The organism is Flaviaestuariibacter amylovorans, from assembly GCF_039541815.1.
Lineage (GTDB): Bacteria > Bacteroidota > Bacteroidia > Chitinophagales > Chitinophagaceae > Flavisolibacter > Flavisolibacter amylovorans.
In genome coordinates this window covers 445736-469976 of the sequence record NZ_BAABGY010000016.1, presented here as the reverse complement: position 1 = coordinate 469976, position 24241 = coordinate 445736, and the positions used below count along the sequence as shown (strand labels likewise).

General features: G+C 59.3%; 17 protein-coding genes. 13 read left to right on the top strand and 4 right to left on the bottom strand.

What is annotated here, in order from left to right:
- Positions 1–84 precede the first annotated feature (84 nt).
- Positions 85–1893: a carboxypeptidase regulatory-like domain-containing protein gene (locus ABD937_RS21690; RefSeq protein WP_345258078.1), complete on the top strand. Its 1809-nt coding sequence runs from the start codon at positions 85–87 to the stop codon at positions 1891–1893.
- A 25-nt stretch (positions 1894–1918) separates the two neighbouring features.
- On the top strand, positions 1919–2584 hold the full coding sequence (locus tag ABD937_RS21685) for a T9SS type A sorting domain-containing protein (RefSeq protein ID WP_345258076.1): 666 nt from the start codon (positions 1919–1921) through the stop codon (positions 2582–2584).
- Positions 2585–2803: 219 nt separating this feature from the next.
- On the opposite strand, the gene ABD937_RS21680 is transcribed toward ABD937_RS21685, so the two are convergent.
- Together ABD937_RS21680 and ABD937_RS21675 are read right to left on the bottom strand one after the other, a co-directional pair.
- A complete protein-coding gene (locus ABD937_RS21680; RefSeq protein ID WP_345258075.1) occupies positions 2804–3544 on the bottom strand; it encodes a DNA-formamidopyrimidine glycosylase family protein in 741 nt (246 codons plus the stop codon).
- Positions 3545–3657: 113 nt separating this feature from the next.
- Positions 3658–3909 (bottom strand): KTSC domain-containing protein, encoded by a 252-nt coding sequence (locus ABD937_RS21675; protein ID WP_345258073.1) that lies wholly within the window; start codon positions 3907–3909, stop codon positions 3658–3660.
- A gap of 206 nt (positions 3910–4115) precedes the next feature.
- Here ABD937_RS21675 and ABD937_RS21670 point away from each other — a divergent pair, with 206 nt between their 5' ends.
- Positions 4116–5579: a hypothetical protein gene (locus tag ABD937_RS21670; RefSeq protein WP_345258071.1), complete on the top strand. Its 1464-nt coding sequence runs from the start codon at positions 4116–4118 to the stop codon at positions 5577–5579.
- A gap of 4 nt (positions 5580–5583) precedes the next feature.
- Here the strand turns inward: ABD937_RS21670 and ABD937_RS21665 are convergent, their stop codons facing one another.
- Positions 5584–5835: a hypothetical protein gene (locus tag ABD937_RS21665; protein WP_345258070.1), complete on the bottom strand. Its 252-nt coding sequence runs from the start codon at positions 5833–5835 to the stop codon at positions 5584–5586.
- Between the two features lie 161 nt (positions 5836–5996).
- Positions 5997–6629 carry a DUF4123 domain-containing protein gene (locus ABD937_RS21660; protein WP_345258069.1) on the bottom strand — a complete coding sequence of 211 codons (633 nt, stop codon included), beginning with the start codon at positions 6627–6629 and terminating at the stop codon, positions 5997–5999.
- A gap of 133 nt (positions 6630–6762) precedes the next feature.
- Here ABD937_RS21660 and ABD937_RS21655 point away from each other — a divergent pair, with 133 nt between their 5' ends.
- The 10 genes from ABD937_RS21655 to ABD937_RS21610 all read left to right on the top strand — a co-directional run bounded on the left by ABD937_RS21655 (position 6763) and on the right by ABD937_RS21610 (position 24222).
- Positions 6763–7701, top strand: a complete 939-nt coding sequence (locus ABD937_RS21655) for a type VI secretion system baseplate subunit TssG (protein WP_345258068.1) — start codon at positions 6763–6765, stop codon at positions 7699–7701.
- 21 nt (positions 7702–7722) lie between these two features.
- A complete protein-coding gene (locus tag ABD937_RS21650) occupies positions 7723–8568 on the top strand; it encodes a TssN family type VI secretion system protein (RefSeq protein ID WP_345258066.1) in 846 nt (281 codons plus the stop codon).
- Positions 8569–8576: 8 nt separating this feature from the next.
- Complete coding sequence (locus ABD937_RS21645; protein ID WP_345258065.1) at positions 8577–9725, top strand: hypothetical protein; 1149 nt, start codon at positions 8577–8579, stop codon at positions 9723–9725.
- A 222-nt stretch (positions 9726–9947) separates the two neighbouring features.
- Positions 9948–10442, top strand: a complete 495-nt coding sequence (tssO, locus tag ABD937_RS21640; protein WP_345258064.1) for a type VI secretion system TssO — start codon at positions 9948–9950, stop codon at positions 10440–10442.
- A 67-nt stretch (positions 10443–10509) separates the two neighbouring features.
- The gene (locus tag ABD937_RS21635; protein ID WP_345258062.1) at positions 10510–15864 is read left to right on the top strand and encodes a PKD-like domain-containing protein; all 5355 of its coding nucleotides are present in this window, start codon (positions 10510–10512) and stop codon (positions 15862–15864) included.
- A 26-nt stretch (positions 15865–15890) separates the two neighbouring features.
- On the top strand, positions 15891–17735 hold the full coding sequence (locus tag ABD937_RS21630) for a porin family protein (protein ID WP_345258061.1): 1845 nt from the start codon (positions 15891–15893) through the stop codon (positions 17733–17735).
- A gap of 8 nt (positions 17736–17743) precedes the next feature.
- Complete coding sequence (locus ABD937_RS21625) at positions 17744–18670, top strand: PKD domain-containing protein (RefSeq protein WP_345258060.1); 927 nt, start codon at positions 17744–17746, stop codon at positions 18668–18670.
- An 18-nt stretch (positions 18671–18688) separates the two neighbouring features.
- On the top strand, positions 18689–19327 hold the full coding sequence (locus tag ABD937_RS21620) for a hypothetical protein (RefSeq protein WP_345258059.1): 639 nt from the start codon (positions 18689–18691) through the stop codon (positions 19325–19327).
- A gap of 11 nt (positions 19328–19338) precedes the next feature.
- Positions 19339–21732 (top strand): type VI secretion system protein TssR domain-containing protein, encoded by a 2394-nt coding sequence (tssR, locus tag ABD937_RS21615; RefSeq protein ID WP_345258058.1) that lies wholly within the window; start codon positions 19339–19341, stop codon positions 21730–21732.
- 24 nt (positions 21733–21756) lie between these two features.
- Positions 21757–24222, top strand: a complete 2466-nt coding sequence (locus ABD937_RS21610; RefSeq protein ID WP_345258057.1) for an ATP-binding cassette domain-containing protein — start codon at positions 21757–21759, stop codon at positions 24220–24222.
- Positions 24223–24241: the final 19 nt, after the last annotated feature.

The window sequence follows — 24241 nt, the reverse complement described above, 5'->3', positions numbered from 1 at the left end:
GCACGCAGCAGATCTCCTCTTCCAACGGTCTAATAATCAGAGCGCCGCGGCTCCTGTATTTCTTCCTCTTACAACCCCCTGCACATGAGCCTACGACTGATCTGGGCGGCACTCTGCCTGTGCCTGCTCGCGGGCGCTGCGTCCGCACAACCCCATACCCTCAGCGGCACCGTCACCGACCCGGGCGGCAATCCCATACCGTTCGTCACGGTTACGGAGAAGGGTACCCGAAATGCGGTCACTGCTGATGTCAACGGTGTCTTCACGATCCGCGTTGCCCGGCTGCCCGATACCCTTCACTTCTCCGCCGCCGGCTATCTCGAGCAGGCATTGCCGGTCCATGAGAAGAGTGCCGGCAAAGCCGTTAAAGCGGTGCTCGGCCGTAGCGGCAGCGAAGGTTTGTCGGAAGTAGTGGTCACGGCTCTGGGCACGGCACGGCACGCCAAAGAGCTCGGTTACAGCACCGCCAGGGTTCGCGGCGCCGATCTTTCCGGTAAGGTGTCCGGGCTTTCGGTGGACGGGCGCGCCACACCGCGGAAGGGAGAGATACTGGTGAAACGATCGGGCAGGACCGACGGCGCGTTCCCCGCGCCATCCGGAAAGCAGCTCACCGCCGGCGAGCTCAATGACTTTAAAAAGTGGAAGCTCTGGAGCGATTACGAGGAAGCCGACTTCCAGACAACGAGCGGGCGCTGGGGCCTGCGCTTCCGGCAGCGCTACTGTGCGCAGCTGCAGCACGCCGGCCGCGGACCGGCCGTGGGGGTACCCGTATATCTACTGCATCCCGACACCCGCGACACCGTGTGGCGCGCCGTGACCGACAACACCGGCAAGGCGGAGCTCTGGGCCGATGCCGGTGGAGCCGACGGCAGTGTAGCCTACACCATCGCCTGCGCGGGTGCCGAGCGCCGCAAGGCCCTGCCCTTTCACCTGGGCGTGAACCAGCTTGCCGTGCCCGGGGGCTGTGCCGTGCCCGACGTGGTGGACGTAGCTTTCGTGGTAGATGCCACCGGCAGTATGGGCGATGAGATCGCCTACCTGCAGGCCGAGCTCAAGGAGGTGATCAGCGGCGCCCGCGCACTACAGGGGCCGGTGCGCCTCCGCGTTGGCTCCGTGTTCTACCGCGACCATACCGATGCCTACCTCACCCGGCACCACGATTTTGACGAAGACCCGGCAGCGCTGCTCCGGTTCGTGGGTGCGCAGTCGGCCGGCGGCGGCGGCGACTTCCCCGAAGCCGTGGACGACGCCCTGGCAACCGCCCTCGACTCGCTGCAGTGGTCGCCCGCGGCGCGGAGCCGCCTTCTGTTCCTGGTGCTGGATGCGCCCCCGCACGACGCGGCCCGCGGGCGTATGGACACCCTCACCCGTCGGGCCGCTGCCCTTGGCGTACGCATCATCCCGGTCGTATGCAGCGGCATCGACAAGCCCACCGAATACCTGATGCGCTGCCTGGCGCTGGCCACCAATGGCAACTATGTGTTCCTGACCGACGACAGCGGCATCGGGGGCAAGCACCTGAAGCCGACCACCGACGAGTTCCGGGTAGAGCTCCTTGCCCACCTGATGCAGCGCCTCATTGCCGAAGCGGGCTATGTGGCTCCCTGCGACCCGGCGGCTCCCGCGGCCGTACCCGTGGCCATTGCCGACAGCGGCTCGGTGCAGCTTTACCCCAACCCCACGCACGACGTGGCCCACCTGGTGACGTCCGCCGGCGTACGCGAGCTCTTTGTGACCGACTTCACCGGCAAGGTGCTGCAGCGCCTCACCGCTGGCGGCAAGACCCGCCGCTGGCGCATTCAGCTCGGCGCCTACCCTTCGGGCACTTACCTGCTGCGGTACTTCGTGGCCGACGAAGGCTGGCGCACCGCGCGCGTGGTGCTGGTGCGCTGATCGTTTACATAAAAAAACAGAATCCATGCGATCCGTATATCTACTGTTGCTCTCCTGTTGCCTTTCCGTTTGCGCTTTGGCCCAGCAACGGGTACGCGGCCAGGTTTCCGACACCACGGGAAGACCCGTGCCTTTTGCTACCATCGCCGATGCGAACGGCGTTCCGGTTGCGCTGGCCGATTCGGCCGGTTACTTCTCCTTTCCCGTGGCGCGTCGTCCGGGCCGGCTGCTGGTAAGCGCGGGCTCCTTCGAAACGGGTGTGGTGCCTCTATGGGACGATGAGGCACTGGACGTACGGCTTGTTCCCAAAACCGAGCTGGATGTGGTGTTAGTGCGGTCCGGTGGCTGTTTTAGATCCCGGCACGAGAAAGGCCTTTGCGGTTCCTTCCGCTGCCTGGCGGGCGGTTTGCGGATCGTACGGGAGATCGAGGCGCCTGTCCAGACAAAAAGGGAGCCGGCGTCGCGCGTCTATCCCAATCCAACACGGGGCGGGATCGTCCTGGAAGCAAACGCCCGCGTCACAACACTGTGGCTAACGGATATGCATGGCCGCACAGTTCAGCACCTGCAGGGTAGCAATAGCCGGCAGCTCCGGCTCGAGCTCGGCCGCTATGCTGCGGGCACGTACCTGCTGCGCTATTTTGTGGAGGGAGCCGGCTGGCGCACGGAGCGGGTGCTGCTGGCGCGCTAGGGAGATCGCAGAGATCTCAGATCTTGGTTCTCAGATCTTGGATCTCAGATGTAGGGCTGGCGCAGGTGGATCTCACTGTTTGATCCCGGAGTTCAGGTTCGCGATTTCGGATTTTTGATTGGTCGTTCGGCAAGACCCTGTTTCCTGCGCAACAATGGCCAACCTTGACGATCCCAGCCCTGAGAACGCCCTCCTCCTTACCAATAGACCAATAGACAGCTACACGTACAGCTTCTGGCAGCGGGCACAGTAGAAGCTGCGGCGCGGCGTAACGCCGGTATGCTCCTTTGTGAGGGGGCCTTCGCAGCGCGGGCAGACCTTTTTCGTATGTGCCTCCCAGTGTTTCCTGAGTGTGCCTTCCTGCTTCCAGCGCAGGAAGTCGAACGCATAGGTGCGCGCCTCGTCCACGAGTTGTTTGAGCAGCTTGTCGGGCAGCGCGCCCACGCGACTTTCGGGGTGGATGCGGGTGCGGAAGAGGGTTTCGTTCTTCATGATGTTGCCGAGGCCGGAAAAGAGTGCCTGGTCGAGGAGCACGTCGCTCACGAGGCGGTCGGGGGCGGCCTTCAGCTTTTTGCGGGTAGCGGCGGGGTTCCAGTGGTCGCTCATGAGGTCGGTGCTCCAGTCGTAGGCGGCATCGAGATCGGTGCCTTCGAGTATCTTCACGGCGCAGTTGTAGTTGTTCCATTCGCCGTTGCGGAACTGCAGGGTGAGCTTGGATACTTTCTCGGGGTTGTAATGCTGGCTGTCGATGTAGTAGTTGCCGAACATCAGGTAGTGGATCCGGATGTAGCAGTCGTCGAAGACCATCAGGAAGTGCTTGCCCCAGGTGGCGAGCTTGCGGAGCGTCTGGCCGGAGATCCGGTCGAAGTCGATGCGTGCCGCCCCGGTAGCGGCTACTACCGGCTTTCCGACGAACTTCTGCGCCTGCTCTTTCAGGATCACGAGGCTGGGTCCCTCCATCGTTTATTGGTCTATTCGTTTATTGGTAAGTAGGAACCAAAGGCGCTCTGTACGCAGCGCCCTATTTTCAGGAGCATTCCCGAAGGTTTTGACTCCATTCCGCTATCAGCACATTACTCCTCCTCGCCGGCGCCGCTCTTCAGCTTTTCGCTCGTGAACTGGTTCTTGATGTACTCGTTGAAGAAGGAGCCTGCGGAGCCCTCGCATTCGATGTAGAGCTGGAACACCCTCCACATCCGGGCCGGCACGTTGTAGTAGCGGTACATATTCCCACTGCGGAATTCGATCTCCAGCGTCTTTTCCTTCTCGTTGTAATCCACCTTGTGGATCGTCGAGGATTTGGTGGTGAATACGGGCTTTGACATGGAAGAAACGGATAAAAAAATTGGGCCACCGGAAGCCGCGATACAGCGCTTCCCGCGGGGCTTCGCCGGCGGCGCTGCACAAAATTCTTTGCTGCCTGCCCCCCACTTCCATGTAATTTTTTTAATATCTTAGCTGTCTGTATCGCCTTTCCTATGGGGCTTTTCCATTTGCTTTCAACCAAAACACCTTCGCTAAACCACTGATTATGAGACGTGTATTTGCCCTGTTGCTGATGCTGGGATGGGCTGTTGCCGGCAACGCCAAGAAGTTCGATTTCAAGCTGGTCAATTTTTCCGATAAAACCCTCGCGGTCTATATCCAGGTAGGTAAGCCCGACGAGCCGGGTGAGCTCAAGTTCCTGCTCAACCTCAACCCCAACGAGATCAAGGACCTTGAATACAAACTGAGCAAGAACGAGCGTGTGCGCGTGTACGGCGACTATCAGGGCCAACGCACCCTTGCCTTCGAGCGCCTGTTCGACAGCCTCAGCTCCTCGGCGAGCAACGTCGTACGCTTGATCCTGCCCGTGCCCGGGCGCATCCAGGCCCTTGGGGCCGCCGACGTGCAGAACCGCCTCCGCAACGACGCCCTCCTGAAGCCGTTTACCGACAGCGTTCGCTTTGCCAAAGGTGAACTGCCGCCGCTGGGCTCCTTCCTTTTCTACAGCCCCAAGACCGGGGCGCTCATCGCGCTTACGCCTACCTTCTGGAAGAACGAGTCGACCGTATTCCGCTCCGAGAAAACGAGCCGCTCCACGCAGCTCATCGTGACCCCGAAGAGTACCGAGGCGGTTGGTCCCTTCCTGGGCACCCTCCTGGCCACGGCGTCGCCCGCAGGCCCGCTGGAGCTGCGCTGGGACGTGCTGAACGCGCATACCGAGCAGTGGCAGGCCGGCGACAAATCTTCCATCCAGGTGATCCAGGACCCGAGCCACGAATACTTCCTTCGCTCCTGCATGACCGAGATCAACGACAAGAAGCTGGCTACCGGTGAGTACCAGCTCCTGTTCGTTACCGGGCTCAACTTCGCCGAAAAGGTAGTCGTGGGCGCCCGCAGCTATGTGTCGCGTCCGGTAGCCGAGGAGTTCGCCTTCACCGCGGCCGAGCAGGAAGTGGCGCTCCCGGCCGATACCACCACAGGATCGCTCTTCGTGCGCCCGCGCGCCTTCCAGGGCATCGATTCGGTCAGCGGCCTTTCCTACAAGGTGCTGGCGGTAGACCACACGCCGGTGCTCACGGCTTTCCTGGCCGACCAAGACAAGACCGCGCTTAAAGCCGCCGAATTGAAGATGGAATCGCTGCGCACGGCCATCGAAGATCAGTACTCCGTGTTGCAAAACCTCGATAGCTCCCTGATCAAGACCTACTCGCTCGCCGCCATCATCCCGATCGTAGAGTCGCTGGGCGATATCCCGTTGCGCACCGGTGCTACGGCCACCACGCCCGCGAAAGGGGGGATCTCTGATGCCGACTTCAACCGCAAGGCCGGCCAGTTCAACAGCGTGCTCGCAGAAGCCAAGCAGAACGTGGTCCGTTTTAAAGAGGTACGCCAGCTCGTGGAAAAGCTGTCGCAGCCCGCCGGCAACGAGCCTGCCAGGGTGCAGCTGTCCGGCAACACGATCGAGGTGGAAGCCCCTGTGCTGCAGGCCTACCGTGCCCAGCGCAGGTAAGCCCTCACTGATATTTTTGGAATGGAAGCGCCGACAGGTCTTCCGGCACAGGAGCCGGGGCCTCCGGCGCTTCTTTCGTTTCGGTGAATTCCTTGCCGAAGAGGGCTTCGCTGCAATAGCCGTAATAGGCCTGCTCCGGAACGGTCACAAAATAGACCATCCCGTTGCGGCGCCCGAGCAGCTGCACCTGCTTGTGTACAAGGCCGGCCTTGCGGTTGCGGTCGCTGTTCCTAGTTTCGAAGAATACGTTATCCATGGCAGTTGAGTTAGTGCAAAAAGTTTGGAGCCCGCTCCGGGACGTCTTGAGACGTGAAGCGTGAGGCGTCAGGCGTGAGGAAAAGTGTCCGGCAGCAGGAAGGTTCCCCTCACGCCTGACGCCTCACGACAAAGAGCAGCGTGATCGATTCAAAAACGCCGCTAGTCGAACATGCGCCATTTGGGAGGGGCGGGCTTCTTCGGCAGCTCGGCGTGGGGCAGCTCCGGTACGGCCGGTGTGGCGGCAGTTGGCGTAGGGGCCGCCACGCTGCTTCCCGGCTGCGCGCCTGCCATTGCTGTCTTCGGCTCCTGCAGCACATCGGCGGCGGAGCGGCGCTCGGTGTGCAGCACGCCACGCTGCAGCCGGTACAGGAGGGCAAACTGCGGATCCTCGTCTTCCACGATAAAGGTGCCGACGGGGCCAAAGAACTCCTGGAGCTGCGCCGGGCTGCACGTGGGCAGGAACACCCGGAGTACCCGCGGGTCGTAAAAGCGGAAGTACAATTCCTCGCCATCCTCGAGGCGCACGGTGAGGAACCTGCGGAAGTGGCGGTGCAGCTCGTTGATGTCCGCACCGGAGCCCACCAGTACGCCCCAGCTTTGTCCCCAGCCTTCGGTCCGGAAAAATTCTGCGAAGGCGGGCGGGCCGGGATATTCGAAGATCCAGGGTGCTACCGAATGCAGGAGGTCGTTCTTGGGGTGCGCGTAAAGGGAAAACCGCTGTAGCGTAAAGGAGCTGGCCGTCTCGAAATGTGCGTCCATACGCGCGGCGTCCAGTAATAATACGGTCTTCATGAGCAGTTGCAGCTAATTAGAAATCAAGGTACAACGAAGCGCTCGTAGTAAAAATACCCACTTTCAGGTATTGTCCTGACATATATAAAAATCTACTTTTACATCCGCTCATCGAGAATAATCCGACCAAGACATGCCTGCCACCACCGAAAGCATTGCACATGAATTTTCCAAGGTCCCATCGGACGTCCGGGGAGAGGTGTATGCCGCCGAGTTGATCCATGCAGGCCTGCCCCAGGAGCAGATCTATTTTAAGACCGTCAGCTCTTTTCACCGCGCCACGGGCCGCGACATTGCGGCCGTGTACGACGATGTAAAGGAGGACGGGGACCCGCAGCTCGTAGTGGAACTGAACCGCGAGGGGCTGTACGACATGCTCCCGGAAGGCATCTTTCACTATAACAACGAGAAGCGCCGCGTCAAGACGAAGGAGCATGTGCTGGACGACATCCGGATCAGCCGCCGCCAGGAGGCCGATGCACGGGCCTTCTTCGGGCCCTTCGAGAACGAGTTCCTGCACCGGAGGCTGCAGCTGGAGCTCAAGGAGCGCTCGCTCGACGGAGCCGAGTCGCTGCAGGGCAAGCGCGAGCTGTTTGAAAACCTCTTTGGCGACTCGTCGCTGCTCAACGACCAGCAGCTGATGTCCTTGCTGCACCTGCTGCCCGTGGTACACAAGATCCGCGGCGACCTCGTGCGCATGGCCTACTGCCTCGACCTGCTGATCGGCTACCCGGTATCGCTCCGCAAGGAGTTCCGGAGAACTGCGGTACGGACCGCGCAGGTGTTGCCTCGGCTCGGACGTATGCAGTTGGGGATCAACGCGATCGCCGGCGACAGCGTAGAGATCGAGGAGGTGCACTACATCATCTGCATCAGTGAGATACCGGGTCACGAGCTGCCCGACTTCTTTACCGGAGGTAAGAACCGCAGGCTGCTCGACTACCTGATCCCCTTCCTGATGCCCGCGGCGGCGGCCTATCGCATCGACCTCGAAGTATCGAAAAAAAGCAGGACCAAAGCTTTGAGTTCCGATACCGAACCGATATATTTAAGTATCAATTCTTACGTGTAACCAAACAAACCCGGGTAGTCAATGGCTTATTTGATTGTAGCTGCAGTGATTGGTGTGATCGCCATCGTCACCTTCCTGGTGTTGAACTCGGGGAGCGTGAATGCCCGTAATAAAAAGGCAGTGCTCTTCCTGCTCGTGGGCGCGATCGTGATCACCCTCCCGGCCTTTGCAGGCAAGCTCTCCTCCATCTTCGACACTACCTGGTGGTACGTACTGCTGCAAGTGGTCTACCTGGGCCTTGGCATCGTGTACAGCCGCCTCCTGCGCAAGGAGTTCTTTGGCTCCTTCGAAAAGAAGGGAATCTCCGAAGCGGCACTCGTGTTCGCGAACGCCGCCTTTGGCTTCGTCGGCTTTACCCTCCTGTTTGAACACCTGACCGGCTCTGAGATGGGTCCGATGTTTGGCTCGAGCATCCTGCTGTTCGTGGTGCCCCACCTCTTCCTCCTCACGCTCGACCTGCTCGCCGCCATCCCGCCCGAGATCTTCAAGGTCTGGTATTACCCGCTCGACGAGCCGGAGCCCGATTTCGACAGCATCGACCTCAACAAGATCCTGATCGTGGAGCTCGAGTTCTCCAAGTCGCCCAACGACACATCGATCACCAACTTCAAGGCCCGCGCCCCGCTCGACATGCGCTTTTCCGACTGGTTCCGCTCCTTCATCAACAACTACAACTACAAGTTCGAGGACGCGCCCATCCAGTACGTAGACGAAGGCAAGCATCCGCACGGCTGGATGTTCTTCACGAAGCCGACGCTGCTGCGCTCGAAGCGCTACGTGGACCCCGACCTCACCATTAAAGACAATTCGATCAACGAGAAGCTGGTGATCCTCGCCAAGCGCGTTCGTGTGGAAGACCTCAACTGACTGTAATCATGAACCCATATATCAAATACCAGGCTACCAATTGGATCGACGGGATGAAGATCCACAAGCAGCATTTCGTTGACAGCGAGAATGCGCTCCTGGATGCGATCAGGGATGCCAACAGCATTGCCCGCACCCCCTACAGCTTCGGGCTGCTCTCGCCGGGCCCCGGCGACAAGAAGTCGGTGGAGGTGAAGGTGCTGAAGGCGCAGTCTTCCGATTTCAAGATCAGCCTCACCTTGTGCCGCGCCGTCACCATCGGCGGTATCCGCATCGAAATACTCCCCCAGGATAACCTGGAGATCTTTTGCGAGGACCGCCTCGATCACGTGTCGATGGCCGTCGGCAACAGCCGCCCCGAGTCGTTCATGGCGATCCTGACGGCCAACCCCTTCAACCGGCAACCTGCGGGCGACCCCGACCCGAGCGAGACGCCCCCGCGCAACCCGTATACGCGCCCGCGTTACGAGATGCACATCATTGCCGAGGAAGACATCGCGGTGCACGAGCTCGGCGCCTTCCACATCCCGGTGGCCCGCTTCGAGCGCCGCGGCGACGAGGTGGTGCTCGATAATCATTACATACCGCCCTGTGCCACGATCAAGGGACACCCCGCGATGGTGCAGCATTACAATACACTGGGTACGCTTTTCAGCTCGATCCAGGAGTACAGCACGAGCATCGTGCAAAAGATCGTAGCCAAGTCGCAGAACACGCCACTGGCCCAGAACGTGCGTAAACTCTGCGCCGCCAGCACACACTATATCGCTTCCATCTTTTTCGCTTATCGCAACATTTGGCCGCACCACTCGCCCGTGTACATCGCGGAAGGCGCGGCGCAGCTCGCCAACTGGCTGAAGGTCGAGCTCGACTTCATGCCGGAGAAAGAGAAAGAGGAGATGCTGCAGTACTTCAAGGAGTGGAACGAGATCAACCCGTCGGCCTTTGAAGACATGCTGGCCAACGCGATGGAACTGCAATACGACCATTTCAACATACAACGAAGCTTCGGCCCCGTGTTCCTGTTCCTCTCCCGCTGGAAAGACCTGCTGGAGAAGCTCAACGAGCTCGAGCTCATCGGCCGTCGCAAAGAGAAAGACTTTATCCTCCGTGAACAAACCCAGGCGCGCAAGAAGGGCTTTTCCCTGCTTGACTAATGCCCTGCTTATGACCGCTAACTGTTGACCCGCACCGAAACGACCTAACTGCTGATCTACACCTGCCGGTGACCCCGGCTTCCTTACCTATGGCTTAACCCGTGGCCCGGCCACGGCGTGGCACCGATGCTGAAAAATGTAACCGTTAAGACGGGCCGGCACCTCCATGCCCTGACTTTACGGTTCACCCGACACTGTAACTGATAACTTGTAATACTGCTTATGAAGCCTTTGAACCACAAGGAGCGGAACTCGCTCTTCTGGCAATTCCTGTTCCTGTTTATTGCCACCGTTATGATCCTCGTTTTCGCGCTCAACTTCGACTTCGAGGTGCCGCATGCCCTGAGCGAGCAGCAGAAGAAGCAGTACGACGAAACGAAGTCCTTCTTCCGCAATCAGCGCGACATCATCGCAAAGATGGATTCCATCGACGCGTCGCTCAACGCGATCGAGCGGAGCAGCAATCCTTCCTTCGAGCAGCAAAAAGCCATGACGCTCGTCAACGACTTCGGCCGGATGGCGCAGCCGGCAGCGGGCGAAGATTCCAGCAAGACATCTTACCTGCAGCGGATCCACCGGCTTTATGAGCGAACGCTCGAGGCGAAGGCAAGCGCCATGACCTATAAGCGTAACGACCAAACCCTGCGCGAGCAGCTGGCGGAGAAGCGAAACAGGGTGCAGGCGCTCGAAGCCGCCCTCAGTACGCCACGCTACTAATGACCAACAGAAGATTCAATACACCACTGCTATCACGTTTTTATCAATCGGAACTAAACATTGCTTTATGAGAAAAGTCCTGCTGGCGCTCAGCCTTGCATGTACATCTGTCTTCACCGCCCAGGCGCAGTGCCCGGCGTCGGTGGTCCAGCCCACGAACCAAACGGTGTGCGCTGGCACCAACACCACTGCGGTGAACTTCTCGGGCACGCCCGGCGGCGTTTCCTTCACATGGACGAATAACACCCCGTCGATCGGGCTGGTGGCCAGCGGATCCGGGAACATTCCGGCTTTCAGCGCCACCAACGCCACCAATGCCGCGGTGACCGCAACGATCACGGTAACTCCGGTGCTGACCGGCAGGGCGTATATTCCGAACAACGTCAATGCCGGAACGGTTTCGGTGATCAACCTGGCTACCGGGGCCTCCATCGGGAGCCCGATCACGGTCGGGTCCTTTCCGTTCGGCGTAGCAGTGCTGCCCGACCGGAACAAGGTATTCGTTTCCAACAGCGGCAGCGATAACGTTTCCGTCATCAGCACGGCCACCAATACCGTTACGGCTACCATCAACCATACGAACCCGCATGGCCTCGTGGCCAGCCCGGACGGAAGCCGCGTGTACGTGGGCGGTTTTTCGGCCGGTACGGTTTCGCGGATCGATGCCGCTACCAACGTTTCCACCTTTATGGCGAACGTGCCCAGCCCCGAGGGCATGGCGGTGAGCCCCGACGGCGCGCGCCTGTATGTGGCCAGCGCCACCGGCAACAGCCTCGCGTCGGTAAATACCACTACCAACGCGGTTACGAACATACCGGTGGGCACGGCTCCCCATGGGGTGGCGGTGACGCCCAACGGCCAGTTCGTGTACGTCGCCAACAACGGCTCCGACAACGTATCGGTGGTGAATACGGGCTCCAACACGGTTGTGGCTACGATCGTCGTTGGCGATGCGCCACTCGGTGTAGCCGTATCGCCCGACGGCACCAAGGTATACGTGGCCAACAGCGGCAGCGACAATGTATCGGTGATCAGCACGGCTTCCAATACGGTGACTGCTACGGTTAATGTGGGCGACTATCCTTATGGTGTGTCGGTAACCCCGGATGGCACCCAGGCCTACGTTGCCAATAAGAACTCCAACAACCTCTCGGTGATCAATACGGCTACGAACGCGGTGACGGGGCCTGTTGCCGCGGGAAGCTCGCCCATCGCACTCGGCAACTTCATCGTTGCCTGCGCTACGGCCGGAACGGCGAAGACGTTTGACATTACGGTGAACCCGACCGCAGCCATCAGCTATACCGGAAGCCCGTATTGCACTTCTGCAGCCTCCGCTTCCGTTACCCGCACCGGCGCTGCAGGCGGGACCTATTCCTATGTGAACGCTTCCCTCGCCCAATCTGGTCTCGGTAACTTCGATGCTGCAACCGGCACTTTCGAACCGGCAACGTCCACACCTGGTACTTATACGGTGACCTACACCGTCGATGCCGGCGGCGGTTGCGGTATCCAGACGCCGACCGCTACGGTTACGATCACAGCGCCTCCCACCGCTACACTTTCTTATGCAGGAACGCCGTTCTGCAGCAATGCCGGCACCATCAGCCCCACGCTGAATGGTACCAATGCCTACACCGGCGGAACCTATAGCGCACCCGCAGGTCTTTCGATCAATACCACAACGGGTGCCATCAACACGGGTACTTCTACCGCTGGTACTTATACCGTTACCTACTCGACTCCGGCAGCCGGCGGCTGCGCCGCAGCTACGGCTACAGCCAGTGTGACCATCACGGCCCGCCCGACGGCAACGCTCTCTTATACAGGTACTCCCTTCTGCAGCAATGCCGGCACGATCAACCCGACACTGACTGGCACGAATGCTTATACCGGTGGCACCTTTAGTGCACCCGCGGGTCTTTCGATCAATGCCACGACGGGTGTCATCAATACAGGCACGTCTACCGCCGGCACCTACACGGTTACTTATTCAACACCGGCGGCTGACGGCTGCGCGGCAGTAACCGCAACCACATCGGTAACGATCACGGCGCGCCCCACAGCGACGCTCTCTTATACAGGTACTCCCTTCTGCAGCAACGCCGGCACCGTAAACCCGACGCTCAATGGCACCAACGCCTATACGGGCGGCTCTTACAGCGCTCCGGCAGGACTTAGCATCAATGCCACGACGGGCGCCATCAATACCGGCACCTCTACGGCGGGCACTTATACGGTGACCTACTCCACACCGGTAGCGGGCGGCTGCGCCGCGGTAACGGCTACGGCCAGCGTCACCATTACCGCCCGACCCACGGCAACCATTTCTTACGCAGGTACGCCTTATTGCAGCAATGCCGGTACCGTGAATCCCACACTTGCCGGAACGAACGCCTACACGGGCGGAACATACAGCGCCCCCGCGGGCCTTATGATCGATGCCGCTACAGGCGCCATCAATACAGGCACGTCCACTGCTGGTACCTATACCGTTACCTACTCGACTCCGGCTGCCGGCGGTTGCACCGCGGTGACCGCGACCACCAGCGTAACCATAACGGCCCGCCCGACAGCAACGCTAGCTTACGCCGGAACGCCTTATTGCAGCAATGCCGGTACGGTGAACCCGACCCTGGGCGGTACGAATGCCTACACGGGTGGATCCTATAGCGCACCCGCAGGACTTTCGATCGACGCCACCACAGGCGCTATCAATACCGGTACCTCTACGGCTGGTACGTACACAGTCACCTATGCTACCCCCGTTGCCGGCGGCTGCGCCGCAGTAACTGCGACCGCATCGGTAACGATCACGGCGCGCCCGACCGCCACCCTTTCTTATGCCGGTACCCCGTACTGCTCCAATGCCGGTACGGTAAACCCGACGCTGAATGGCACCAACGCCTATACCGGCGGTACCTACAGTGCTCCTGCGGGTCTGAGCATCAACGCGGCAACCGGCGCCATCAACACCGGCACGTCCACGGCGGGCACTTATACGGTGACCTACTCCACACCGGTAGCGGGCGGCTGCGCCGCGGTAACGGCTACGGCCAGCGTCACCATCACGGCCCGCCCGACCGCCACGCTTTCGTATGCAGGAACGCCGTTCTGTAAGGATCTGACCACGGCCGTTCCGACGCTTACCGGCACCAACGCGTATACCGGCGGCACCTACACCTACGTTCCGGTTACAGTGGGTACACCCGCTTACACGCTCGATGCGTTCGCAGCAGGCACGGGCACCTTCAACCCGAGTACCTCCAACACCAACCTGTCGGGTAATACCGTGTACACGGTGACCTACGCAACCCCAGTTGCCGGTGGCTGCGCCGCGGTAACCGCTGCCGCTACAGTGACGATCAAGCCGACACCGACGGTGAACCCGATAGCGAATCAGACCGTTTGCGCCGGCACTTCCACGAATGCTGTCAATTTTAGCGGTATCGTTTCGCCGACTACGTACAACTGGACCAACAGCAACACCAACTTCGGCCTTGCTGCAGCTACAAGCAGCGGCAACATTGCGTCATTCACCACGCTGGTGAACAGCGACATTGTACAAACGTCGACTATCACCGTAACGCCTACGGCCGATGGTTGCACGGGCGCCCCGGTGACCTTTACGATCACGGCTAATCCGACGCCGGCTATCCCCGCACAAAACCAGGTCATTTGCAGTGACGCCACGTTCACGGTAAACCCGGCCACCAGCCTGCCCGGAACGATCGTTCCTGCGAACACCACGTACAGCTGGGCGCAACCGAGTGCCCCGGGACTTTCCAATCTTGCCGCCGGCAACAATGCTACCAATATCTCCGGGGCTCCGAAGAACAATACGAACGCAGCGGTGATGGTCGTCTATAACGTAATGCCGACCTCGGGTGCTGCCGGCAGCTGCCCGGGCGCTCCGTTCAACGTCACGGTCACTGTGAACGCAAAGCCTGTGGTCCCCAGTCCCCAAACGGTGACTGTTTGCAGCGATGCCCAGTTCACCCTGAGCCCGGTAGATGCGTCACCGACGACGATCATTCCCAACCTCACCACCTACACCTGGACGGCTCCGACACTGCCCACCGGACTCACCGGCGGGGCTGCAGGCAACGCCGCGGCCAGCATCACCGGAACGCTCACCAACAACACCAACGCAGCGCTCGTTGCGCCGTACACCGTAACGCCGACCTCGGGTGCCGCCGGCAACTGCGTGGGCGCCAACTTCACCGTGAACGTGACGGTGAACCCGAAGCCGAAGATGCGCGATACGGTCCTGACCATCTGCAGCGGTGCAGCGTTTACCTTGACCTACGCCAACGCCCAGCCCACCAACATCGTTCCGACGGGTACCACGTACACCTGGACGGCCCCGGTGAGCTCGCCTCCCGGCGCAGTCACCAACGGCTCGGCACAGGCAACGGGTCTGGCTACGATCAGCCAAACACTTAATAACCCCACGTCGAACGCGGCAGCCTTCCTGACCTACACGGTCCGCGCTACCGGCGGCGCCTCCGTAGGCTCCTGCCTGAGCAACCCGTTCTCCGTTCGTGTGAATGTGAACCCGATCCCGGCGCCACCGGTGATCACCACCACCACAGCCGCGCTCTGCCAGTTCTCGCGCCACCAGAACTTTACCGCTACCGGTGCCGATATGAACGACGCGAATGTGAAGTTCACCTGGAGCATCACCGACGCGGGCACCACGCCGGCTTCCAACTTCATCGATACGGCCGTCACCGTGGCCCGCAACATCGGCGCCGGCACCGCTACCAGCAATGCCATCATTTCCTTCCTGTCGCCGAACGACGCCACCATCAATGTACGCAGCATCGCTACCTATCACAATGTTGCGTGTACGAGCGCGGCTGCTACGAGACTGGTGGATATCACCGGCGGCGCCGACAACCTGCAGTCGATGGTGATCCACAACGGCCAGCACTTCGTGCACCTGCGCAACACGGTGGACACCTACCAGTGGGGCTTCGATACCAAGGACCTGGTACGCAACGACGTTCCCAACGAGCGCATGCAGAGCTACTTCCTGCCGGCTCCCGATACGGTGAACCGACACTACTATGCCATCGTGACCAAGGGTGCCTGTTCTTCGAAGAACTACTATAACAAGTCGTACCGCAGGGTGAGCCTCCCGGTTCCCCAGCCCGAAGCGCCTGCCGCCGTGCTCACGGTAGCGCCGAACCCGGTGCGCGGCTCCCTGCACCTGCTGGGCCGCAGCCTGCCCGCCGGCCGCTTCACGGTACGCGTGACCGATGTTTCCGGCCGCACCCTGATGAGCCGCCAGATCGACAACACCGCCGGGCTCAACCGCGCTTCGCTCGATGTGCGCGCGCTGCCCTCCGGCCTGTACTTCGTAACGCTCACCGGCACCGACCGCGCCGCCTGGACCGCCAAATTCATCAAAGAATAGTAACCCTCACATTCTAACCCCTGTATATGAAAAAGCTTTTGGTAATCATATCCCTCCTGGGCGCTGTCGGTGCCAGTGCCCAGGGCCCCACGGCCGAGCAGAAGAAAGCAGCCGTGCAGAAGGCCGATTCGATCGTGGCGCTCTACATCCGCTACTCGTCGTTCATTGCCCCGGGCAAGAGCACGATCACGCCGGAGGCCACCGCGGCGTTCGCCCGTCTCTTCACACCGGATGCGCAGATCCCGAACGAGGTGCATCCCGAGTACTTCTACCGCGATATGAAGGCGGAGAACCTCACGGGCTACCGCGACCTGCTCGAGAAGAAAGGCATTGCTGGCCACCTGCGCACGGTAAGCGTCCAGGACTTTGTGCGCAAGGTAGAAGCGCTGAACAAGGACGGCTTCGTGGTGCGCCTCGCCAACGCCAACGTCTCCTACAAGGAGGTCGGGAGCCGCAACGTGAAGGTGCTGCTGGCCAAGAGTCTCCAGAGCTTCTTCAACAACGAGCTCATTCTCGAAACGAAGGACACCGTGCAGCTCACGATCCGCCTCACCGACGATTTCTCGAATGCCGCCATCAGCAACATCGCCATGATGGGCTACCAGGTGCGCCACGTGAACGACGCCGACCGCGACTTCGTGGCCGACAAGAACGACAAGTGCCCGAATGAAGCCGGCTTCTTCAGCGCCGATGGCTGCCCCACGGTTCGCGAGAAGAACATCGAGAACGAGCGCAGGACCTTCGTGGCTGATTCCATCCGCCGCGTAAAAGAGCTCTACGATGCCTGGGCGAAATGCTACAGCGACAGCGTGAGCCGGTCCAACTACATCGCTAAGGTCAAAGCCCTGTCCGCCGTTCCGCCAAAATGGTGGATCACAGCGGGTGTTATGGGAGGTACCGGAAAATTCGACGGCACCCAGGCCAATTATGCCGCCAACTACCAGCAGGCCAATGCCGACTCTTTTCGCGCTCCGACCATGAACTTCAAGTCGGGCAGCGTCATGGGCGGCTTTGTACAGGTGGAGCGCTACTTCGGTACAAAGGCCAACTTCGGCATCGGCGTGGGCATCGCCTACACGATGATGAAGGGCACGATGGAAGGAAGCGCCTTCCGGGTACAGTATAAGGCTACCGACGCGCATATCCCCGGCCGCCCCTTCGACTACCGCCAGATCATCAGCAGCAACGGCAGCTTTTCCGAAGAGATCAAGAACACGACGATGTCTGTTCCCATCCTGCTGATCTACAAAGGCGACATCTCCAGCAAGCTTGGTTTCCGCATCGAAGCCGGCGCGCAGCTGAATGTAAGCTCCAAGACGACGATGGAGTCGGCAAAAGGCTCCTTTGATTATGAAGCGGTTTACCGGTTTAACAGCGACAACCAGTCGGTGTACAGCCCCACCACCGGAGAGAACGACTGGATCATCACCCGCGACTATGTGAGCAAGCACGGCAACGCCGAAAGCTATTTCTCCGCACTCCGCGGCAACGGCTACCCGGTGGGCCTGGGCATCGCCGCCCCGAGCCAGTCAACCGAAAGCACCCTGAAAAGCAGCGTCGGCATTCTCGTACGTCCTTCGCTCAGCTACAAGGTGAATCCCGACTTCTCGCTGAACCTGGGCTTCTTCTACAGCACCACGTCGTTCACCAACAGCACATCGCAATACCAGCTGGTCAACGAGAGCGGCCGGTACAATACCATGCTCAACGGCTTCGATAAGCTGAAGGCTAGCAGCTATGGCGTTTCCCTTTCTATCACCCGCTCGCTGTTCTACCCCCGTGCCCGCTGGAAGCGTGATCTCGATGACCACCAGAAGAACGGTATCAAGAGCTGCGGACCGAAACCTACCGTCCCTTCTAATTCCAAATAACGATTACCATGGATAAACGATTTCTATTTGTTGTTGCCGGCGTCCTGCTGATTGTTGCCGGCATCTTTGCCTGGAAAATGACGCGCCCGAAAAAAGGGGTAGAGCTGGGCGCTGTTGCCTTCACCTCCTCGCGCGACAGCGTGATGATGAACGCCGAAGTGCAATTCGACGACCAGACTCCGGGCGCTTCCAAGTGGAGCTGGGATTTTGGTGACGGCAGCACGGGCGACGGACAGTCGGTAAGCCATGCGTTTACCCGTCCGGGCGTGTTCAAGGTTACGCTCACCGTAAACGGCAGCGCAACCAGCACCAAGGAGGTGTATGTGCGCGACGCCGGCCCGGGCATCCCGGTACCTGCCGCCGCGATCAGCGGGCCGAAGGTCGCGTTCGTGGGTGAGAAGATCACGATGACGCTTAAGTCGCCGAGTGCTTCCAACGCCGTCTGGAAGTTCGGCGAGAACGGGCTCGATATCGACGGCCAGGGACAGACGGTGAGCTATACGTACCAGAACGAGGGCCCGTATACCATCGTGGCCCTGGACGAGAAAACGAAGGCGCAATCGCTTTTCGATATCGTGGTGAAACGAAAGGATGCAGTCGTCCCCACCGGCGGTGGTGGCGGTAGCGGAGGTGGCGGGACTCCGGCCCCTCCTCCCGCGCGCGAGATGACCGACGGTGCGGTGCTGAGCCGCCTTCAGCAGATCTCCGCGAAAGGCGAAGCTGCGTATCGCCCCAACTTCACGGCACTGGCAGCATTCATGTGCAGCCCCAACGACGTGAAGGTGACCTTCAACGACAAGGGCGAGAAGACAAAAGACTTCAACAGCTATTGCAAGCACCTCATGTTCATGCAGCCCACGATCGTATCGGTAAAGCAGATCCGCGATCCGCAGCGCAAGTGCATCACTGCCCTCGAGGTAAGACATTCGGAATAACCCACTAAAACATTCAACATGAAAAAGATATTGTTGACGGCAGCCGTGCTCACATCGGCTTTTTTCCTGTCCTTCCGCAATAAGCCCGAGCCGCCGGCCGCCGGCACCTACCACTTTGTGTATGTAGATAACAGCCGCAACAGCGAACTGGCCTCCATCTCTTCAGAAATGATGGACAAGGTAGATAAGACCATTGAGGCTGCCGGAAAGGACAACAGCGCCATTACTTTTTACATCAGCAACGGGCAGCGGCCGGATATCACCACGAATGCCACTTCGGCCCGCAAAGCGATGTCCCGACTAACGAGCGGCTCTTCCCCACTTCCGGCTACCTGGGAGGAAAAGAAGATGATCGACGAACACCTGAGCAAAGACAAGAACCTCGCGAATGCACGGGAGATCAACCTGCACCTGTTCGTATCGGAAGCGTTCCTTAAGACGGACCTGCTCAGCAGCCAGTCCGGTGTGCTGCTCAAGTTCTTACCCAAGGGAATGGGATTGTTTGCAAACTGCCCGGAAGAGAAGATTCATGTGTACCTGTATTACCCCAAGAAAGCGACCGGCTCCTATGAGGCATCGCTCAGGGGGATGCAAGACTTCGGGAATGCACGGGCCGATTTCAAGTCCGGCATTCAGTATCATTTCATCAGTTTATAAGTCAGTAACCTATGTGGAAAGCAGTTATTTTTTTAGCACTTCTGCTAAATGTGACTTCGGAAGTCGAAGCGCAGCGGAGGATCATGAAGGTGCCGAAGCGATACTTGGACGAGCCCAATGGCACTATTTTGCCGCCAAACTCCCCGACAGATGAAGGTATCGTATGGGTGGTGTGCTCCGACCGGTCGAACAACAAGACCTTCAGCAATTCGAATGGAGATGGCTCCTACAAGACGATGGACTTCATGGAGAAGTTCTATGTAACGGAAGAGAAAGGAGAATACCTGCACCTGTATAAATATGACGAGCTGGAACGGATGGGTGGCGCAAGCTATGACCTGAAACCAACAGCGGTTGATTACGGCTGGGCGCCCAAATCCAAACTGCTGCTGTGGCTGCGTAGCCAGGTCTCGAACCGGAAGATTTCCGAGAAGGTCCTGCCGATCTTGACTGATAAATCATACAAGAACTCAGATGTGCACGTGAAGCAGGGCGGCCGCTTAAAACTGTTCAAAGACCCGGGACTCACCCAGGTAAGCGATATTGGCATCACCATGTTCCAATTCCTGTTTGTATACAAGCGGGAAGGAAAAAGTGTACTTGTGGGTAAAGGAGCCGTGTCTTTCCCCGACCGTATCGATAGCGACGTGCTCGGATGGGTGAGCGACGATATCGCCGTAACCTGGGCGGATCGGGTCTGCCTGGAATTTAACATGAGTGACGCGGCGATCGCGGAGCGGAAATCAAAGGGAAAGGCTTCCCTGTTCGCTTCGCAGCAGGATGCGACCGAGTGGAAAAAGGGTAAAGGCGGCGCGCCGATCTGGGACGCCGACCCGTTAGACCGCGAACGAAGCCCGCTCGAGAAACGCCTGCCGATCATTTCGGAAGACAAGGACAATAACGTGTTCAAGACCGGATACGTAACCAGTATCCTTGACGAAAGCGGCAAGCAGGTTATGACCGTGGATGACGCGGCCAGGATCGAACGTGAGGCACATGATGCGAAGACGAGCGCCCGTAAAGTAAACATTGTGTTCGTAGTGGACGGTAGCAGCGGGATGAAGGAATACCTTTCCGTGGTCGAGAACGTAGTCGAGCGTCTTGTAGAACGTCGTCGACGTATCCGTTCGGATAATGACATCAAGTACGGTGCTGTTCTTTACCGTGACGAGATGGATAACCGGTGCCCGGGTGGTGAACTGGATATCTCCCAGATGAAGGCATTGGATACCGACGCCGAGACGGTGATCGATTTCATCAAGAAAAATGGGTCGATAGCAGGATGTCAACGTACATCCCGCGCAGTCAACAAGGGAATTTACATGGGTTTACGCCTCCTGGCGAGCGCCTCCAAGAACAAGAACGAAACCAAGGTGCTCGTTGTGCTTGGTGGAGGCAAGGGCCGCAGCACCGGCCAGTACGCAGATGAGAACCTGATCAAGATGGCGGCCGAGAATAAGGTCAACCTGCTCACTTTCCAGGTGGCGCAAGGCCGTGGCGCCGACTACGATCAGTTCCCCTTGTTTTGCCGCCGCCTGATGGTGGAGGCGAGCAAGCAATCTGTGAAGCTGAATGCCGGAACGGCCGCCCTGATCAATGCGCGCATTGATCCGAAGTTCGAATCTTATGGTGATTATGGATTCCGGCTCGTGTACCCGACCACAACCGATATCATGGGTGTGGTGGCCTTTCCGCCTCCCGGCAGCGCACTTTCCGCAGCAACCATCAACGAGAGTCTGGACTCCACATTTGCCGTGGTTGACGCAGATATCGAGCGTAAGGTTGTGGAGCTGAACGCAGTGTTCGATGGTATCGGGCAGCGAGGCTTCAAGGTGGACGCTTCCGTAGTCCGCTACTTACAATCCATCAGCGAAAAAGTAGACGATCCGCAACTCATCAAGCGGTTTTACAAGGATAACTACCAGTTCTTTATCCCTGGCTATACAACCCTGTCCAGAGAAGGGTATGATAATGATGTGTATACGAAGACCCTGTACATGTCGGAGGATGAACTGATCAACCTGCAGCAGAACCTGAAATCGCTGTACGACCAAACAAATATGAGCGAGACCCGCGAAAAGCTGGTCAATACCTTCATCACCATTCTCGGCTCCTACCTGGGAGACCAGAAGAAGGCGCGGGAGAATATCATGAACAAGAAGTGGAACGCGGCCCAGGTAATGGAAGTAGCCACCAGCCTCCCGAGCAAGAACCCCTTGCTCACCAAGAAGCCGATCCTCGACTACCTGGATCCGAAGGCTACTCCGGATGAGGAGATCATCAAGCTCACGAGGGTCTTCAAAGCGAAGTTCGACGATATCAATTCGGTCATCGGTAACCCTAAGTATCGCCTGGCACTTTCCTGGGGTGTGTACTACTGGGTCAACGAGGAGAACCTACCCTAACCAAAACACCAGAACACACACTGCATGAACGCTCCCCTTTTTACGATCGAGAACCTCGCCTGCGCCTATAACCGCCAGGAAGACGACGCCGTGCTCCGGATCAAGCACTTGGAGATCCCGCAGGGAAAGCTCGTGTTCCTGCTCGGCGCCTCCGGCTGCGGCAAGAGTACCCTGCTGGAGACGCTCGGCCTCATGAACAATACCGTGGCCGACGGCTCCATAACGTTTACGCCGGCCGATGGCAACAAACCCGTCGACATCGCGAAGCTGTGGGACCGCGGCGCCTACCAGGAGCTGAACACCGTACGCAAGCGCTACTACAGCTTCATTTTCCAGAACACCAACCTGATGGAGAACTTCACGGCCTACGAGAACGTGTGCCTCTCTGGGATGATCAAGGAAAACGTGGCGCAGGCCAAGGTGCTGCCGGAGGCCCAGACCCTCATGGCGCGGGTGAAGCTCCCGCAAAGCGAAGTGGACCTCGAAACCCTCGCCGTGAACCTATCCGGCGGCCAGCGCCAGCGCCTCGCCTTTGTGCGGGCGCTCACCAACCAGGCCACGGTGCTCTTCGGCGACGAGCCCACGGGCAACCTCGACGAGGCCAACGCGCACGAGCTCTTCGCCACCATCAAGTCGAACCTCAACGGGGGGCTCTCGGCCATCGTAGTGTCGCACGACATCGACCTGGCCGTGGCCTATGCCGACCAGATCATCGTGATCACGAAGGAGCCCGAGAAAGGCTACGGCGAGGTGCACGACCGCAACATCTTCAACGCACCCGACTGGGAAGGGCTGGACGATTCCGGCATTGAGCGCTTCAAGCGTCGCCTCCGCTCCTACTATGTAGCGGCTAATGAAAACAAGGTGCAGACGGCTGCCGGAAAGGGCAACGTCAACACCGGCATCACTTACCGGCAGCTGTTCCAGCGCAAAGAGGGCCGCGTGCTCCTGGGCCGACAGTTCATGAACCTGTGGGTACTCTCCCTGATCCTCTTTTTTACCTTCCTGGCGATCGGCTTCGCCAACGGGGGGCTCGACTACCTGAACAAGAAGATGAGCAGCGCCTTCGTAAACTGGGTCAAGATCTCGATCCCGGTGCTCCGCGCCGACAAGGAAAAGGTAAAGGAGCTGGTGGACGTGCTCGAGTCGCCGAACAACAAGACGGCATTCAACTACCAGAGCGTAACGCCGTTCGTGACCTCGGTGGCGTTCGTGTACAACCATGCCGAGAAAGAGTATAACCCGGCGAAGACCCGCAGCGTGGATATGGACCGCGATGCCCGCCTCGTGCAGGAGTTCGTGCTGGCGCCGAAGAACGTGATCGCCGGCCGGCCGGAAGGCTTCCGCAACAAGAGCGATATGGCCGTGATCGTGACGGAGCGCTTTCTGCGCGACTATGGCTATCCTGCCGATGCCGACCACATCCTGATGCGGATGTCGCGCGCCGACACCAGCGCCGGCCAAAGCCGCATGGTGCCGGTATCGATGCCGATCCCGATCCGTACCATCGTGTCGGAGCTGCCCGGCCGCCTCGACCTCGTCTACCCGCTGTATTTCTACAAGGCGTACGTCAATAACTCCGCTACCCTCGACCCGGGACAGAACGTGAAGTCCTTCTTCCTGTTCTACTACGGCAAGGACCAGGAGAAGGCCCGCAAGATCAAGACGGCGTACGCCGACTTCCTCAGCAAGGACGCCCGCTACAGCAGCTTCCAGCCCGAAGTGTTCCTGGAAGCGGATACATTTGGCTTCAAACCCGGGTATACGTTCCAGGTGCAGTTCCTGGAACCCTTCCCGACCTACGGCACGCTCGACAGCCTCCAGAAAAAGCTGGTTTCACTGGCCGCCGGTCAGGCAAAGCCGGAAGAATTCGTACGGACGTATATGTACAGCGAGGTGGAGCAGTATTCCGATCCGTATTACGACCAGATCTCGGTTTACTTCAACAACCTCGACCGCGTGCGTGACTTCTCGAAGTTCCTGCTCACAAAGTTCAACACGCAGAGCGACAACTACCTGATCGAGGTCGACATCAACCAGGTAAAGGAAAAGGAGAACATCAACTTCCTCTCCAACGTCACGTACACCATCTCCATCCTGCTGGTCGTATTCAGCACGCTCGCCGTAGGCCTTTTCATCTTCAACCTGCTCAAGAGCCACCTCTCCAAGGTGAAGATGAACATCGGCACCTTCAAGGCCATCGGCCTGGCCGACCGCGAGGCACGCAGCATCTACATGGGCATCATCCTGATGTTCATCCTGGTGTCGACCCTGCTGGCGCTGGTGCTCGCCTCCGCCACCGGCCTCCTGCTCGACCGGTTCCTCACCATGAACATGGTGGTGGAGCAGGACATCAACTACTTCAAGATCGTGGACGCCAACACCGCCATCGCCCTCGCCGTGGTCCTGGCCTCCTCCATCGCGATCTCCTGGATGACCATCAAAAAGATCCTGAACAAAACCCCGGGCGACCTGATCTACAACCGTTAGACGGGCCCGTCCACAAAAC

Excerpts from the sequence above, each read along its gene's own strand:
- ABD937_RS21690 (WP_345258078.1), top strand. The coding sequence starts at position 85 with ATGAGCCTACGACTGATCTGGGCGGCACTCTGCCTGTGCCTGCTCGCG.
- ABD937_RS21685 (WP_345258076.1), top strand. The coding sequence starts at position 1,919 with ATGCGATCCGTATATCTACTGTTGCTCTCCTGTTGCCTTTCCGTTTGC.
- ABD937_RS21680 (WP_345258075.1), bottom strand. The coding sequence starts at position 3,544 with ATGGAGGGACCCAGCCTCGTGATCCTGAAAGAGCAGGCGCAGAAGTTC.
- ABD937_RS21675 (WP_345258073.1), bottom strand. The coding sequence starts at position 3,909 with ATGTCAAAGCCCGTATTCACCACCAAATCCTCGACGATCCACAAGGTG.
- ABD937_RS21670 (WP_345258071.1), top strand. The coding sequence starts at position 4,116 with ATGAGACGTGTATTTGCCCTGTTGCTGATGCTGGGATGGGCTGTTGCC.
- ABD937_RS21665 (WP_345258070.1), bottom strand. The coding sequence starts at position 5,835 with ATGGATAACGTATTCTTCGAAACTAGGAACAGCGACCGCAACCGCAAG.
- ABD937_RS21660 (WP_345258069.1), bottom strand. The coding sequence starts at position 6,629 with ATGAAGACCGTATTATTACTGGACGCCGCGCGTATGGACGCACATTTC.
- ABD937_RS21655 (WP_345258068.1), top strand. The coding sequence starts at position 6,763 with ATGCCTGCCACCACCGAAAGCATTGCACATGAATTTTCCAAGGTCCCA.
- ABD937_RS21650 (WP_345258066.1), top strand. The coding sequence starts at position 7,723 with ATGGCTTATTTGATTGTAGCTGCAGTGATTGGTGTGATCGCCATCGTC.
- ABD937_RS21645 (WP_345258065.1), top strand. The coding sequence starts at position 8,577 with ATGAACCCATATATCAAATACCAGGCTACCAATTGGATCGACGGGATG.
- tssO (WP_345258064.1), top strand. The coding sequence starts at position 9,948 with ATGAAGCCTTTGAACCACAAGGAGCGGAACTCGCTCTTCTGGCAATTC.
- ABD937_RS21635 (WP_345258062.1), top strand. The coding sequence starts at position 10,510 with ATGAGAAAAGTCCTGCTGGCGCTCAGCCTTGCATGTACATCTGTCTTC.
- ABD937_RS21630 (WP_345258061.1), top strand. The coding sequence starts at position 15,891 with ATGAAAAAGCTTTTGGTAATCATATCCCTCCTGGGCGCTGTCGGTGCC.
- ABD937_RS21625 (WP_345258060.1), top strand. The coding sequence starts at position 17,744 with ATGGATAAACGATTTCTATTTGTTGTTGCCGGCGTCCTGCTGATTGTT.
- ABD937_RS21620 (WP_345258059.1), top strand. The coding sequence starts at position 18,689 with ATGAAAAAGATATTGTTGACGGCAGCCGTGCTCACATCGGCTTTTTTC.
- tssR (WP_345258058.1), top strand. The coding sequence starts at position 19,339 with ATGTGGAAAGCAGTTATTTTTTTAGCACTTCTGCTAAATGTGACTTCG.
- ABD937_RS21610 (WP_345258057.1), top strand. The coding sequence starts at position 21,757 with ATGAACGCTCCCCTTTTTACGATCGAGAACCTCGCCTGCGCCTATAAC.